Origin of the sequence: Devosia ginsengisoli (genome assembly GCF_007859655.1) — a bacterium.
GTDB classification, from domain to species: domain Bacteria; phylum Pseudomonadota; class Alphaproteobacteria; order Rhizobiales; family Devosiaceae; genus Devosia; species Devosia ginsengisoli.
This window is the reverse complement of sequence record NZ_CP042304.1, coordinates 3,566,059-3,580,545: the sequence shown is the minus strand read 5'-3', so window position 1 is coordinate 3,580,545 and position 14,487 is coordinate 3,566,059. Positions and strand designations below refer to the sequence as shown.

Annotated in this window: 13 protein-coding genes; 1 reads left to right on the top strand and 12 read right to left on the bottom strand. The window is 64.2% G+C overall.

The window, feature by feature from the left end; translation table 11 throughout:
• Positions 1–51: 51 nt before the first annotated feature.
• The 5 genes from FPZ08_RS17590 to FPZ08_RS17570 all read right to left on the bottom strand — a co-directional run bounded on the left by FPZ08_RS17590 (position 52) and on the right by FPZ08_RS17570 (position 4,762).
• Positions 52–1,110, bottom strand: a complete 1,059-nt coding sequence (locus FPZ08_RS17590) for a DUF2793 domain-containing protein (RefSeq protein ID WP_146291400.1) — start codon at positions 1,108–1,110, stop codon at positions 52–54.
• Between the two features lie 187 nt (positions 1,111–1,297).
• On the bottom strand, positions 1,298–2,137 hold the full coding sequence (locus FPZ08_RS17585; protein WP_146291398.1) for a metal ABC transporter permease: 840 nt from the start codon (positions 2,135–2,137) through the stop codon (positions 1,298–1,300).
• Positions 2,134–2,988: a metal ABC transporter permease gene (locus tag FPZ08_RS17580; protein WP_146291396.1), complete on the bottom strand. Its 855-nt coding sequence runs from the start codon at positions 2,986–2,988 to the stop codon at positions 2,134–2,136. Before FPZ08_RS17580 ends, FPZ08_RS17585 begins: the two co-directional genes overlap by 4 nt.
• Positions 2,985–3,875: a manganese/iron ABC transporter ATP-binding protein gene (locus FPZ08_RS17575; RefSeq protein WP_425457552.1), complete on the bottom strand. Its 891-nt coding sequence runs from the start codon at positions 3,873–3,875 to the stop codon at positions 2,985–2,987. Before FPZ08_RS17575 ends, FPZ08_RS17580 begins: the two co-directional genes overlap by 4 nt.
• Positions 3,872–4,762, bottom strand: a complete 891-nt coding sequence (locus FPZ08_RS17570) for a metal ABC transporter substrate-binding protein (RefSeq protein WP_146291394.1) — start codon at positions 4,760–4,762, stop codon at positions 3,872–3,874. The genes FPZ08_RS17575 and FPZ08_RS17570 overlap by 4 nt, the downstream gene beginning before the upstream one ends.
• Positions 4,763–5,062: 300 nt before the next feature.
• On the opposite strand from FPZ08_RS17570, the gene FPZ08_RS17565 reads away from it, so the two are divergent.
• Positions 5,063–6,898 carry a patatin-like phospholipase family protein gene (locus FPZ08_RS17565; RefSeq protein WP_186767065.1) on the top strand — a complete coding sequence of 612 codons (1,836 nt, stop codon included), beginning with the start codon at positions 5,063–5,065 and terminating at the stop codon, positions 6,896–6,898.
• Positions 6,899–6,913: 15 nt separating this feature from the next.
• On the opposite strand, the gene FPZ08_RS17560 is transcribed toward FPZ08_RS17565, so the two are convergent.
• The 7 genes from FPZ08_RS17560 to FPZ08_RS17530 all read right to left on the bottom strand — a co-directional run bounded on the left by FPZ08_RS17560 (position 6,914) and on the right by FPZ08_RS17530 (position 14,441).
• The gene (locus FPZ08_RS17560) at positions 6,914–7,111 is read right to left on the bottom strand and encodes a hypothetical protein (RefSeq protein WP_146291390.1); all 198 of its coding nucleotides are present in this window, start codon (positions 7,109–7,111) and stop codon (positions 6,914–6,916) included.
• Positions 7,112–7,311: 200 nt separating this feature from the next.
• A complete protein-coding gene (pheT, locus tag FPZ08_RS17555; protein WP_146291388.1) occupies positions 7,312–9,732 on the bottom strand; it encodes a phenylalanine--tRNA ligase subunit beta in 2,421 nt (806 codons plus the stop codon).
• A gap of 12 nt (positions 9,733–9,744) precedes the next feature.
• Positions 9,745–10,785 (bottom strand): ASCH domain-containing protein, encoded by a 1,041-nt coding sequence (locus tag FPZ08_RS22855; RefSeq protein ID WP_146291386.1) that lies wholly within the window; start codon positions 10,783–10,785, stop codon positions 9,745–9,747.
• A gap of 9 nt (positions 10,786–10,794) precedes the next feature.
• A complete protein-coding gene (gene pheS, locus FPZ08_RS17545; protein WP_146291384.1) occupies positions 10,795–11,913 on the bottom strand; it encodes a phenylalanine--tRNA ligase subunit alpha in 1,119 nt (372 codons plus the stop codon).
• Positions 11,914–12,160: 247 nt separating this feature from the next.
• Positions 12,161–12,562: a 50S ribosomal protein L20 gene (gene rplT, locus FPZ08_RS17540; RefSeq protein ID WP_146291382.1), complete on the bottom strand. Its 402-nt coding sequence runs from the start codon at positions 12,560–12,562 to the stop codon at positions 12,161–12,163.
• 20 nt (positions 12,563–12,582) lie between these two features.
• Complete coding sequence (rpmI, locus tag FPZ08_RS17535) at positions 12,583–12,783, bottom strand: 50S ribosomal protein L35 (protein ID WP_056230654.1); 201 nt, start codon at positions 12,781–12,783, stop codon at positions 12,583–12,585.
• 140 nt (positions 12,784–12,923) lie between these two features.
• Positions 12,924–14,441 (bottom strand): MFS transporter, encoded by a 1,518-nt coding sequence (locus FPZ08_RS17530; RefSeq protein ID WP_146291380.1) that lies wholly within the window; start codon positions 14,439–14,441, stop codon positions 12,924–12,926.
• Between the last annotated feature and the right edge of the window lie 46 nt (positions 14,442–14,487).

Here is a 14,487-nt window from a genome sequence, read left to right as displayed (position 1 = left end):
GCTGAGGGCGAGCACTAGCGCGTTTCCGGCCAAAGGTCACGCCTTGGCGGCTCAGCCGGCGCGGTCGCGTTCGAGTTGGGTGACGCGGCTGGCCAGTTCCTGCACGGCCGCGATCAATGGGGCGATGAAGGCAGTGTAGCGCAAGCCCTGTTCGCTATCGGGATCGGTGGGATCGGCAAGGATGTGGCCAGCAAAATCGGCACCGGCCAGGGCGGCCTGCACCTGCTGGGCGAGAAGGCCGTAATGGGTGCGGCGACCGCGGCGGGCCTCGCCATCTTCATTGCCGCCCACGATCCAGCGATATCTGACCGGCTCTAGGGCCAGAATGAAATCGAGGCCGAGATCTGACGGGGCGATGTCGGTTTTCTGCCTGGCATCGGAGGTCTGGATGGTGCCGGTGGCGGACCAGACGGCGGACCAGCGGGCGCCCGAGCCACCCAGGGTCATGGCGTTGTCGGTAGCCGGGCGGAAGGTGGCAGCGACCGTAGCGGCGCCTGTCGTGGCGTTGACCGTGAGGGCATTGATCCAGGTGGCGCCATCGGGGCTGACCTTGAGGCGCCAGTGATCGTCGCCGGCCAGGCCCATTTCGGCACGGCCGGACCAGTTGGTCTGGTAGAGCAGGCTGGCGGTATCCGATGGGGCTGCCTTGTTGATCTTGACCTGATGGCCGTTGCCGTCGTGGGTCAGCAGGGTGGCGGCAGAGGCTACGGCGAGGCGGTTGGTGGTGTCGGCACTGGTATTGACGCCTAGGCGCGGCAGGGCGGCGCCCAGCGAGGCCAGCGGGGTCCATGTCCCGGCATCGAAGACGAGTTGGGTCCTGTCGGAACGATCGTAGACCTGCCAGCCGGCGGCCGGGTCGAGGAAGGTCCAGGCGCCGGACTGGAAGGCGGCGATTTCGTCGCCATGCCCGGACCAGGCACCTGTTGCGCCCGACGGCACGAGCCAGGCTTCGCCTTCCAATGGGGTGGCGGGTGGCGTTGTCAGCATGCGGCTTTCGACCACGGGCTGGACGAGGGCATCGAGGGCCTGGATGGCCTCGTTATGGGTGATGTGCTTCTGCGCCTGGCTCGGCATGATGAAGGGCAGGGTGAGGCGGGCTGTGTGATCCATGGGGTTCTCCTTTGGCAAGGAGTATCCGGCCGGATGGAGGGGTGGGGATAAGCGGGATTTCTTGCCGCCATTCCAGCCCCCACCGAGCGTCACCCTCGGGCTTGACCCGAGGGGCCTGCATTTACCCGGCGCTCGGCAAGTGAAGCGCCCTCGGGTCAAGCCCGAGGGTGACGATCGAGTTTGAGGACTATGCAGTGACCACCGCAGGCCTTCTCGCCGTGGTCACCAGGAAGGTCACCACGAAGGTCGCGCTCATCAGCAGGACGATGGTGGGGGCGGGGGCGGAGTCGATGAAGAAGCTGGCATAGATGCCGATCAGCGAACTCAGCACCGAGACGGTCACGGCGATCAGCATCATCGGGGCGAAGCGCTTGGAGATGAGATAGGCGATGGCGCCGGGGGCGACCAGCAGGGCGATGACCAGCACGATGCCGACGGCGGTGAGCGCCGCGACAATGGTCAGAGAGAGCAGAGCCAGCAGGCCATAATGCAGCACGCGGACGGGCAGGCCGATGGCGCCGGCCTGCTGCGGATCGAAGGTGAAGAGCAGCAGATCGCGCCATTTGGCTGATACGATCAGCGTCACCACCAGCGCGATGATGCCGGTCTGGATCAGGTCGGCGGCGCTGATGCCGAGAATGTCGCCGAACAGGATATGGTCGAGATGCACATCGGTTTGGATCGAGGTGTAGAGCACGATGCCCAGGCCGAAGAGGCCGGAAAACACCAGGCCCATGACCGTATCTTCCTTGATGCGGGAATTTTCCTTGAGATAGCCGACCGAAAGGGCGCAGCCCATGCCGGCGGCGAAGGCGCCGACGCCCAGTGGCAGGCCGACAATATAGGCCAGCACCACGCCGGGCAGCACGGCATGGGAAATGGCGTCGCCCATCAGCGACCAGCCCTTGAGCACGAGGAAGCAGGAGAGCAGAGCCGTGGGCACGGCGACCATGACAGCGATGATCATGGCCGATGTCATGAAGGGGAACTGGAACGGCCAGAGCGCGTAGGTGAGGAATTCGCTCATGACGCGATCTCCGCGGCAGCCTTGCGGCGGGCGGCCAGCAGGCCATGCTTGGGGGCGAAGACGAAGGCCGATAGGAACACCACGACCTGCAGGCAGACGATAACGCCGCCAGTGGCGCCATCGAGAAAGAAGGAAATATAGGCGCCGAACAGCGAGGACAGGGTGCCTACGGCAATGGCGATCAGGATCAGCCGGGGGAAGCGGTCGGTCAGCAGGTAGGCGGTGGCGCCGGGGGTGACCACCATGGCGATGACGAGGAAGGCGCCGACGGTCTGCATGGCGGCGACGGTGCAGGCGGCGAGGAGGGTGAAGAAGATCACCCGCAGCAAAGGCGGGTTGAGGCCGATGGAGCGGGCATGGCTTTCATCGAAGAAGGTGACCATGAGGTCCTTCCAGATGAAGAACATCACCACCAGCGTCACGATGGCGATGATGGCCAGTTGCAGCGTATCCTCGGGCGTGACGGCCAGGATATTGCCCATGACGATGGTCTGGATGTTGACCGAAGTGGGCGACAGCGAAATCATGAACAGGCCAAGGCCGAAAAAGGCGGTGAAGATCAGCCCGATGACCGCATCTTCCTTGAGCTTGGTGCGCTGGGTGAGGAAGAGCATGGCCCCGGCGGCGAGACCGCCCGAGAAGAAGGCGCCGATGGAAAAGGGCAGGCCGAGCATATAGGCGCCGGCCACCCCGGGGACGATGGAGTGGCTGAGGGCATCGCCGATCAGCGACCAGCCCTTGAGCATGAGATAGGCCGAGAGGAAGGCGCAGACGCCGCCGACCAGGGCGGAGACCCAGATGGCGTTGATCATGTAGTGGTAGTTGAACGGCAGGAGCAGGGTTTCGATCATTTCTCGACCGGGTCCGACTGCTTGGTGGTCATGTTGCCCTTTTCGCCATACATGACCAGCGGGCGCTCATCGTCGGTGAGAACCGAGATATGGCGCGGGTCGTCGTCGTCATGCAGGCCGGCGCCGGCCAAAACGAAATGGCGCAGGGCGCCGCCGAAGGTTTCCTCGAGCCATTCGCGGGTGAAAATTTCCGAGGTCGGCCCGGAGGCGAGCACGGTGCCCTTGACCAGCACGGTACGGTCGCAGAATTCGGGGACCGAACCCAGATTGTGGGTCGAGACCAGCATGACCTTGCCCTCGTCGCGCAGCGAGCGGAGCAGGGCGACGATGGCGTCCTCGGTCTTGACGTCGACGCCGGTAAAGGGCTCGTCGAGCAGGATGACCTGCCCTTCCTGCGCCAAAGCACGGGCGAGGAAGACGCGCTTTTTCTGGCCGCCGGAGAGCTCGCCGATTTGGCGGTGGCGGAATTCGAGCATGTTGACCCGTTCGAGGGCGGACGTGACCATATCGTGGTCGATTTTTCGCGGGCGGCGCAGCATGTTCATGTGGCCGTAGCGGCCCATCATCACCACGTCCTCGACCAGGACGGGGAAGTTCCAGTCGACATCTTCGGACTGGGGCACATAGGCGACGAGATTGCGCTTGAGTGCCTGTTTGCCGGGGAAACCCAGGATGTCGACCGAGCCCGATGCCAAGGGCACAAAGCCCATAATGGCCTTGAACAGGGTGGACTTGCCCGAGCCGTTGACGCCCACCAAAGCGGTGATGGAGCCGCGCGGAATGGTGAAGCTGGCATGCTTGATGGCGGTGGTGCCGTTGCGATAGGCGACGGTGATGTCGTCGACATCAAGGCCCGGTATGGCGGCGTCGCGGCTCATGTCGTTCATGGGGTGAGGCCTTGCACTATCGTCGTTGAAGTGACCGAGAGCAGATCAAGGTAAGTGGGCACCGGACCGTCGGGGTCCGACAGGGAATCCACATAGAGCACGCCGCCATATTTGATGCCGGTCTCGCGGGCGACCTGTTCGGCCGGCTTGGAGGAAATGGTGCTCTCCGAGAAGATGGCCGGCACGGCATGTTCGCGCACAGCATCGATCACCAGGCGCACCTGCTGCGGGGTACCCTGCTGATCGGCATTGATCGGCCAGAGGTAAAGTTCGCGGAGGCCGAAATCGCGGGCCAGATAGCTGAAGGCGCCCTCGGAGGTGGCGAGCCAGCGGCGATCCTCGGGGATGGCAGCGATGGCCGCGCGGATGGGGTCGACCGTGGCGGTGATCTCGGCCGCATAGGCGGCGGCATTGGCGTTGTAGACCGCTGCATTGGCCGGATCGGCGGCGGCGAAGGCGGCGCGGATATTGTCGACATAGATCAGCGCGTCCGAGGGCGACATCCAGGCATGGGGATTGGGCTTGCCCTGATAGGGCCCCTCGCCAATGCCCATGGGCTCGATGCCCTCGGTGACGATGACTGAGGGCACGTCGCCCAGATTGCTGAGGAATTGCTCGAACCATTGTTCGAGATTGAGCCCGTTCCACAGGATGAGGTCGGCATCCTGCGCGGCGATGAGGTCACCGGGGGTGGGCTGGTAATTGTGGATCTCGGCGCCGGGCTTGGTGATCGACACGACGTCGGCGGCGTCACCAGCCACGTTGCGGGCCATGTCGGCAATGATGGTGAAAGTGGTCACCGCCTTGAGGCGCTCCTGGCTCATGGCCGGGAGGGACACGGCCAACGTGGCGGAAAAGGCAAGAACGGAAAACACGCGACGACGCATCGAACACTCCAAAGCGAATGATCATCAGATAATGCAATTGCAAATCATTCGCAATAGCAAAACAGAGATTTGGGCGGATGATGTGGCGGGCGGCGGTCAGAAAATTTTGCGCGCCATGGCGCCAGGTCGGTCGCATCGTCGGGCCGATTGGCGCATGCGTACTGCCCGAAGCGGGCATCGCGTGACCGTTTCGCCAGCCATACCATGTTCATAGTATTCATCCGACGCGCCCTGCGCGAATAGGGTCCGCCCGCCACGGGCCGGCAATGTCGGCTGGCACGAATGCAGGGGGGACGGAATATGGACGGCATGGGCACGCTGCAGAAACTGACTGCGGCGCAGAGGGAATTGCTCGTTGCGCAGGCGCAGAAACGTTCGATCCGGCGCGGCGATGTGCTGGTCCGGGCGGGAGAGCCGAGCGCAGCCCTGTTCATCGTCGTGCGCGGGGTATTGGCCTGTTCAGCCAGTGGCGACCTGACGGTTTACCGGGAGGTCAGGGCCGGACAGGCCGTGGGCGATCCCGCCTTTTTCTGCGGCGGCGACTATAGCGAGACGGTCACGGCGGTGCGCGATTGCGACGTGCTGGAGATTTCCCGCATGGCCTATGCACGTGCGCTGGAGGCTGATCCGGGCATTGCCGTGGCCTTTCTCGGCATGCTGGCCGCGCGGCTGCATCTGAAGGATGCGCGGCGCGAGCGGCGGCCAGGTGGCCCACGCCGCGCCATTGCCTTTGTGCGGGGCGGACACGAGCCGGTGCCGCCGGCATTCTTCGAGCGGCTGCGCAGCCGGTTGCAGCGCGAGGGCCATGTCACGCTCGACCACGGCGTGGTCGCGGACCGGTTCGGCGGGCGGAGCCTGAACGATCCGGCAGTGGCGGAATGGCTGGACCGGATCGAGGATGACACCGCGCCGGTCTTCTATTTCGGCGATGATGAGCTGACCGACTGGACGGAGCTCTGCATCAGCCAGGCCGATGAAGTGGTGCTGGTGACCAGCGGGGATGCGCCCAAGGCGGAATTGTCCGCGGTCGAACGGCTGGTGGAAAAGCTGCATCCGCAATCGGCCTGCCGGCTGGTTCGGTTGCATGGGCGGCGGACGGGCATTGTCGAGGGCACGGCCTCCTGGCTCGCGCGGACACCGGTTTTCCTGCATCACCATGTGTCGCTAGAGGACAATGCCGATGTAGATGCGCTGATCCGCTTTCTGACCGGGCGGGCCGTGGGATTTGTCGCGGGCGGCGGCGGCGGGTTCGGGCCGGCGCATGTCGGCATCTATCGCGCCTTTCGCGAGCAGGGCGGCAATTTCGACGCCTTCATGGGCACGAGCGTGGGCGCGGCCATGCTGGCCGGCTTCGCCTTTCTCGGCGAGCACGACACGCTGACGTCAGGCACGCACGACATTTTCGTCAAGAGCCGCAGCTTCAAGAAGGTGACCTGGCCGCGCTATTCGCTGCTGGACCACACGGCGTTCGACGACGCGCTGGCGCGGGCCTATGGGGCCGATACGCGGGTGGAGGATTGCTGGAAGCCGTTCTTCGCCATTGCCACCAACCTGTCGGATAATCGCATGGAGGTGATCCGGTCCGGCCTGTTGTGGCAGGCGGTGCGCGCCTCGAGCGCCATTCCCTGCGTGCTGCCGCCCTTCTATACGGCGGACGGGAAAATGCTGGTCGATGGCGGCGTGATGGACGATGCGCCGCTCGGCCCGATGCAGCAGATCAAGGCTGGTCCCAATCTCGTCGTGCATTTCGGGCGCACCGGGGGACAGCGCTTCAACGTGTCCTATGCCAGCCTGCCTGGACGCGGCAAGCTGCTGGCGACTTTGCTCAATCCGCGCGGCCGGCTGCCACGGGCACCGCGCATGCTGAGCATCTTGTTCCGCACCATGCTGGCGCATCAGCGCTATGAACTGCCCGTGACGCCACAGGATCTGGTGCTGACGCCGCCAACCTTTCCGGGTGCAAGCCTGATGAGCTTTGACCGGCATATGGATGTGTTCCAGGCGGCCCATGCCTGGGCCAATCGGGAAATCGAGACGCGGCTGGGCAACCACGACACGGCCATGGAAGCCATCTTCCAGCGTTCGGCGCCCAAGGAAGCGCTGGAGGACATGCCGAAGATGCAGGCGGTGGCCTAGCGCCACCGCGGAAACTCAGCCCGGACGGGTCTGCGGATCGGGTGGCAGGGGGTGCAGATCGGGGACGTTGTGATAGGCCCTGGCCTCGCAGCGGCGGGCCGCCTCTTCCACCAGCAGACGTATGACTTCGCTCCCCTCCTGCGGCAGGATGGCGAGCGCTTGCAACAGGTGATCGCGGGCGGTTTCGTATCGAAGATCAGGCAGGGAGGTCATGCGGTGCTCCACCGAGGCCCCACAGGCGAGGATGGGAGCGATAGGTGGATGGCGCCTTAACGGCGGCAGCATAATTTGAGACGGTTCGTAGGGTCGCCCCGGAAGGACCACCCCCTCCCTAGCTCTGCTACGGCCCTTTGGGTCGAGCGCCGCTACCCTCCCCTCAAGGGGGAGGGTGGGCAGGTTCGTGCACCTGTGAACTACGCCCGCAGCACGCCGCCGGAAGTCTTGGTGACTGCCGCGATAATGCCTGCGGAAATCCTGTCGATTTCTTCCTCGGTGAGCGTCTTGTCACTGGGCTGGATGGTCACCTCGATGGCGACCGACTTCTTGCCCTCGCCGACATGGCTGCCTTCGAACACGTCGAACACCGTTACATCCTTGATCAGCGCCTTGTCGGCGCCGCGGGCGGCCTTGAGGATGGCCGCTGCGGTGACGGCCTTGTCGACCACGAAAGCGAAGTCGCGGGTGAGCGGCATAAGCGCGGAGAGGTCGAGCGCGGGCTTGGTGCGGGTGGCCTTCTTGCGCGGTTCGGGCAGGGCATCGAGATCGAGCTCGAAGGCGGCGACGGGGCCGTCGATGTCGAGTTCGGCGGCCCAGGCGGGGTGAAGCTCGCCGAACCAGCCAAGGGTCTTGGGGCCCTGGGCGACACGGCCGCCACGGCCGGGATGGCTCCAGGGGGCGGGCTCGGCAAAGAGCTGGACCTTGTCGATGTCATAGCCCAGTGCATCGAGCACGGCGCCGAGATCGGCCTTGGCATCGAAGACGCCGACGGGTTCGGGCTTGCCGGACCAGTGGCGACCGGACCCTTCGAGCCGGGCGGTACCGGTGCGGATGCCTGACGCGTAGGTGTGCTGGCCTTCGGGGGCGTCGCTGAGGAAGACCTGGCCGACTTCGAAAATGGCGAGGTCGGCAAGGCCGCGATTGGCGTTGCGGCGCGCGGCGGCCAAGAGGCCCGGCAGCAGCGAGGGGCGCATGTCGGTCATGTCGGAGGCGATGGCATTGGCCAGTTGCAGGCCCTCGCTGCCGCCGCCGAAGCGGGCGGCTTCGTCGTGGCTGATGAAGCTCCAGGTGACCGCTTCGTCGAGGCCGCGTGCAGCAAGCGCCCGGCGGGCGATGCGGCGGCGGTTCTGGATGGAGGTCAGCATGCGTGGGGCGACATGGTTGAGGCGCGGCAACGGTTCGACCGGCACGTTATCGACACCGACCATGCGCATGACTTCTTCGACCAGGTCAGCCTTCTGCGTTACGTCGGGGCGCCAGGACGGGACCTTGACTGATAGCACGTCGCCCTTGCCCGAAATCTCGAAACCGAGACGGGTCAGGATGGCGTTGATGATCATCGGCTCGACCGACAAGCCCGTGAGGCGGCGCACTTCGGCAAGCGGGAATTCGACCGTGGTATCGGGGAAGACATCTTCGCCCGATATCGCCGGCTCCATCGGCTCGCCGCCGCACAATTCCATGACGAGGCGGGTGGCGAGCTCGAGGCCAGGCTCGGTCAAAGCCGGATCGACATTGCGTTCGAGGCGATAGCGGGCGTCCGATACGATGCCCGTCTTGCGGCCGGTGCGGGCGACCAGTTCGGGGTCCCAACTGGCGCATTCCATGAAAACATTGACGGTTTCATCGGTCGAGCCGGAGCGGATGCCGCCCATAATGCCGCCGAGGCAGAGCGGACCCAGATCGTCGGCAATGACGGTCATGGTTTCGTCGAGGGGATAGATCTTGTTGTCGAGCGCGTCGAGCGTCTCGCCGGGGCGGGCATTGCGCAGCACCGGCTGACCCTGGATCCTGTCGGCGTCATAGGCGTGCAGCGGACGGCCCCAGCCGAGCGACACCCAATTGGTGATGTCGACAATGGCATTGATGGGGCGCAGGCCGACGGCGCGCAGGCGCTGCTGCAGCCAGGCCGGGGATGGGCCGTTTTTTACGCCCTTGATGTAGCGACCGCCGAATTTGCGGATGGTCTTGGGCTCATCCGCGCCGAATTGCTGGGGCAGCGGGGCGATGGGGCTTTTGCCAATGGAGGGCACGGGCGACATATCGGTCTGCTTGAGCGTGCCGAGGCCGAAGGCGGCCAGGTCGCGGGCGATGCCGTAGACGCCGGTGGCGTCGCCCCTGTTGGGGGTGATGGAGATATCGAAGACCACGCCGTTGATGCCGGCATAGTCGGTATATTTCATGCCGATCGGGGCGTCTTCGGGCAGTTCGATGATGCCATCGTGATCGTTGCTGAGTTCCAGCTCGGCATTGGAGCAGAGCATGCCGTTGGACACTTGCCCACGAATATTGCCCTTGCCGATGGTCATGTCCTTGCCCGGAATATAGGTGCCGGGAAAGGCGAAGACGGATTTGAGACCAGTGCGGGCATTGGGGGCGCCGCAGACCACGTCGATCAATTCGCCGGTGCCGGCATCGACCTTGCAGACGCGCAGCTTGTCGGCATTGGGGTGTTGCTCGGCCGAGACGATATGGGCCGTGACGAAGGCCGACAGCGCCTTGCCCTGGTCTTCCATGCCTTCGAGTTCGAGCCCGATCATGGTCAGCGTCTTGCCGATTTCGTCTGATGACGCATCGGTGTCGAGATGCTCCTTGAGCCAATCGAGGGTGAATTTCATATCTGTGGCACCTTAGCGGAAATCGGACTTGCTGCCTGAAATGGGCGGCAAGGCACGGGAAATCTTGAACAGTTCGACGAGCACGTTGGCGAAGCCCTCGGCATCGTCGATGGCTTTGTGGGTGTGGGCGATGTGGCCGTAGAATTCGGCGGGCAGCTTGCTCATGCCCCAATCGAGATAGGGCGCGCCGCGCAATGTGCCCGCCATGGTGTAGAGGCAGATGCCGCCGCCGCGGAAAATCTGGCGTTGCTTGAACGGGCCGGACAGCACGCGCGTGCCGGCATATTCATCGAGATAATGATCCATCCAGAGGCCGTCGAAGATCATCGGCGCGGCGACGAAGACTTTCGGGCCGGGCAGATTTTCGACCCAGTCGGCATAAAGCGGCATGACCGTGGCGGGGTCTTCCGCATTGGCAGTGGTCGCCGCCCAGGCTTCGGGCTGGGTCTGCCACCATTCCATGGTCTGCTCATTGGTGATGCGATCGGAGCGCTGCAGCAGTTGCGCTTCGAAACTGCCATGGCGCGTGCCATCGGCCTCGATGGCGACAGAGGCGAAGCTCAGCATGGAATTGTGCAGCGGCGTCGGGCCGTCGGATTCGATGTCGGTGACGATGAAGATGGGCGTGGCGACCTGATTGTAGACCGGACGCCCGGCGGGCAGCACGGTCACCAGCCGGAAAGTCTCGCAGACGATGTCCATGTCGGGCGAAAAGCCGCCATTGCGGGCGAAATAGGCCTCGTGGCCCGCCCGCCAGGCGGCGTAGTCGCCCTCGCCTTCACGGTCGGTGAAATCGGGGCTGATGGCATCGAACTGCCTTGTTTCGACTGACAGCGTCTCGATCACTGCCGCCTCTTCGCCCGCGCCGTTGAGGACGATATCGCGCCGCCCGACTACGGGCATGGGCTCGCCAGCCGCACCATAGTCGCGTAGCGCGCCGCAGGTTGCAGTCTTCCTGCCGGCCAGCACCAGCGCGAGCAGGCTATCGGCCAGCTCCGGCGAGTCGCCGAAACTGAACCTGATCGGCTCTGGTCTGGTGCCGCGATCGGTCACTTTAGCTGCTCAGCCCCCGAACAGGGTCGGCAGGTCGAGGGGGCGGAAGCCGTAGTGGTCGAGCCAGCGCTGGTCGCCATCGAAGAACGCCCGCAAATCCGGCATGCCGTATTTCAGCATGGCGATGCGGTCGATGCCCATGCCCCAGGCGAAGCCCTGGTAGACATCGGGATCGAGCCCGGCATTGCGGATCACATTGGGATGGACCATGCCGCAGCCGAGGATTTCGAGCCAGTCATTGCCCTCGCCGATCTTCACTTCCGAGCCCGAGCGGTCGCATTGCACGTCGACTTCCATCGACGGTTCGGTGAAGGGGAAGAAGCTGGGGCGGAAGCGCAGGGTTACGTTGGGCACCTCGAAATAGGCCTTGAGGAATTCCTCGAGCACCCAGCGCAACTGGCCGATATGGCTGGACTTGTCGATGACCAGCCCCTCGACCTGATGGAACATCGGGGTATGGGTCTGGTCACTGTCATTGCGATAGGTGCGGCCGGGCATGACCACGCGGATGGGCGGGTCCATCGGCGGGGTGATGTAGCTGGCGGCCGGCTTTTCATTGGTTTTCTGCATGACGCGCATCTGCACCGGCGAGGTGTGGGTGCGCAGCACTTTCTTCACGCCATCGGCACCCATTTTCATGAAGAAGGTGTCGTGCATTTCGCGGGCCGGGTGGCCTTCGGGGAAATTGAGCGCGGTGAAGTTGAAATAGTCGGTCTCGATATCGGGGCCTTCGGCGATGGAGAAGCCCATGTCGGAGAAGATGGCGGTGATTTCGTCGATGGTCTGCGAAATCGGATGGATGCGGCCGCGCGCCGTGGGGGCGGGCTGCAAGGGCAGGGTGATATCGACGGTTTCGGCCTTGAGACGGGCGTCGAGCGCCGCAGCTTTGAGTTCAGCAGCTCGCCCGTCAATGAGCGACTGAATGGCGTTCTTGAGGCCGTTTATCTTGGGCCCTGCTTCTTTGCGATCCTCCGGGCTCATTGAACCCAGGGTTGCCAGCATGGCCGAGACGGAGCCTTTCTTGCCCAGTGCCTCAATCCGCACGATTTCCAGTTCTTCGAGGGAGCCGGCGGTTGCGATCCGGGCAGAAAGGCCGGCGCCCAGGGCTTCGATCTGATCAAGCGACATCACAAGTATCCATTGCGCGGCGATAGCGCCGATGTTGCAGTAGACCTCATCCTGAGCCTGTCGAAGGACGAGGTCGTGGCGAGATCGGGAGCCCGACCTCGTGGTTCGACAGGCTCACCATGAGGTCTCATTTGGTTCTCATGGGTCCGTCGGTGTTCAGGTCGCTATAGACCAAAACAAAACGCCTCGCGCCAGCCTTCACAGGCGGCGCAAGGCGCTATTTTGACCTCAGCTGAGCTGGGGAGTGTTAGGCGGAGACGCGCTCGTGGGTCGTCTTTTCGACGCCTTCGAGATACGCCAGAGCAGCCTTGGCCTTTGCGACCAGCACGCCGAACGCTTCGGGCTGGGTGATCGCGAGATCGCTCAGCACCTTGCGGTCAACGGCAACCTCAGCCTTGCTGAGGCCGTCGATAAATCGGCCATAGGTCAGTCCGTAATCGCGCACGGCGGCGTTGATACGCTGGATCCAGAGGGCGCGGAAATTGCGCTTCTTGACGCGACGATCGCGGTAAGCGTACTGGCCGGCCTTTTCGACGGCCTGCTTGGCGATACGGATCGTCGACTTGCGGCGGCCGTAATAGCCCTCCGCAGCCTTCAAGACCTTCTTGTGACGGGCGTGGTTGGTAACGCCTCTTTTAACGCGTGACATGTGTCAGCTTCCCTTCAGCGTTAGCGGTTGTACGGCATGTACCACTTCACCAGACCTTCATCGCCCTTGGCGAGGATCTTGGTGCCGCGGTTGGTGCGGATGTACTTGGCGTTGTGGTTGATCAGGCGGTGACGCTTGCCGGCGACGCCTGCCTTTACACGACCGGTCGCTGTGAAGCTGAAGCGCTTTTTGGCGCCAGACTTCGTCTTCATCTTGGGCATTTTGCGGGTCCTTTAGAGTAGTTCGGATGGATTTGGGCCCATCGCATTCAAGAACCGCCACGGCATGCCTTTTGGCCGGGCGGTCCGGAGAAGTCGGCTCTATAGGGGGAATCCGGGGTGGTGGCAAGTCCCGCCCCGGCTCAATGTGCGGAGATTTCGCCCGTGGGCTCGGCATAATGGCGCAAAGCCACGAGCACGGCCACAGCCAGCAGGCCGATCAGGGCAGCCGCGGTCAGCAGAACCATGCCATGGGCATCGGTAAAGGCGGTGCGGCCGGCGGCTATCAGCGTATCGTCGATTTCGCCCCCGATACGATCCGCGGCCACCATGGTTTCGCCGATGGAATGGCTGGCTTCAGGCGGCAAAGCAAGGGCCAGGCCGACAGGCAGGCTGATGGCGCCGGCATAGCTGGCCGAGAGCATGACCCCGAAAAAGGTAATGCCCAGCCCCGCGCCAAGCTCGTAGCCGGTGGCTTCGAGCGAGCCGGCGGCACCGGCCTTTTCCACCGGGGCGCTGCCCATGATGGCGATGGAGGAGGCGGTGAGGCCGATGCTGAGCGAGAGGCCGAGCGCCACCATGAGCGCAATGACGACGAGGCCCGGATCGTGGAAATCGCTCAAGCCCAGCCCGGCAAGGCTGGCCGCAGCGATGGCCAGCGACAGGACGGCGACGGCGCGCAGCCCGACCACACCGGTGAGATAGCCGGCCAATGGTCCGCCCACGGCCGAGGCAATGACCAGCGGCATCATGAAGAGGCCGGCTTCCAGCGGCGAGCGGCCGACGACGAATTGCAGCTCCTGGGCGATGGTGAGTTCGACGCCGGCCAGCGCGCCGGACACGACCAGGGCGATGACCATGCCCATGCTGATGGCCGGCCGGGCGAAGAGCGAAAGGTCAAGCATGGGGCTGGCGGACCGCAATTGCTGGCGGGCGAACAGCGCGAGCAGGCCAAGCCCGGCGACCAGGGTCACGCCGGTGACGAGCGGGGACGTTCCCGATTTGAAGCCGGACTTGATGGCATAAACGGTGGCGATCAGCCCGGCGATGAGGATCAGGGCCTGACCAATGGTCCAGTTGCCGCCGCCATCGGGCTGGCGCTTGGGTATGGTGAAAAAGGCCAGCGGCCAGACAACCAACATGACCGGCACATTGATGAGAAAGACCGAGCCCCACCAGAAATGCTCGAGCAGGAAGCCGCCGGCCAGCGGGCCGAGGGCGGCGCCGGCCGAGCCCATCGTGCCCCACAGGCCCAGGGCAATGCCACGTTCTTTCGGATCATCGAAGGTCTGGCGAATGGTGGCGAGAATGGACGGCATGACCATGGAGGCGCCCAGAGCCAGCGCGACACGGGCCGCGATCAGCATGGCGGCGCTGACGGCGAAAGCGGCGGCGATGGAGGCCAGCAGGAAGATGACGAGGCCGATCAGCAGCATGCGGCGATGCCCGACCTTGTCGGCCAGCGTGCCCATGGGGACGAGAAGGCCGGCCATCATCAGGGGATAGATATCGATGATCCACAGGATCTCGGTCCCTGTCGCGCCCAGCGCCAGCGTCAGGGACGGCACGGCGATGTGCAGGATCGTCATATCGATCACGATGGGCATGAAAGCCAGCATGACAGCGAGCAGGACAAGCCAGCGATTGCGGGGGGACGACATGACAAACCTCTTTGCGACGGGCGCGAAATCCATTGAGATAAACGAA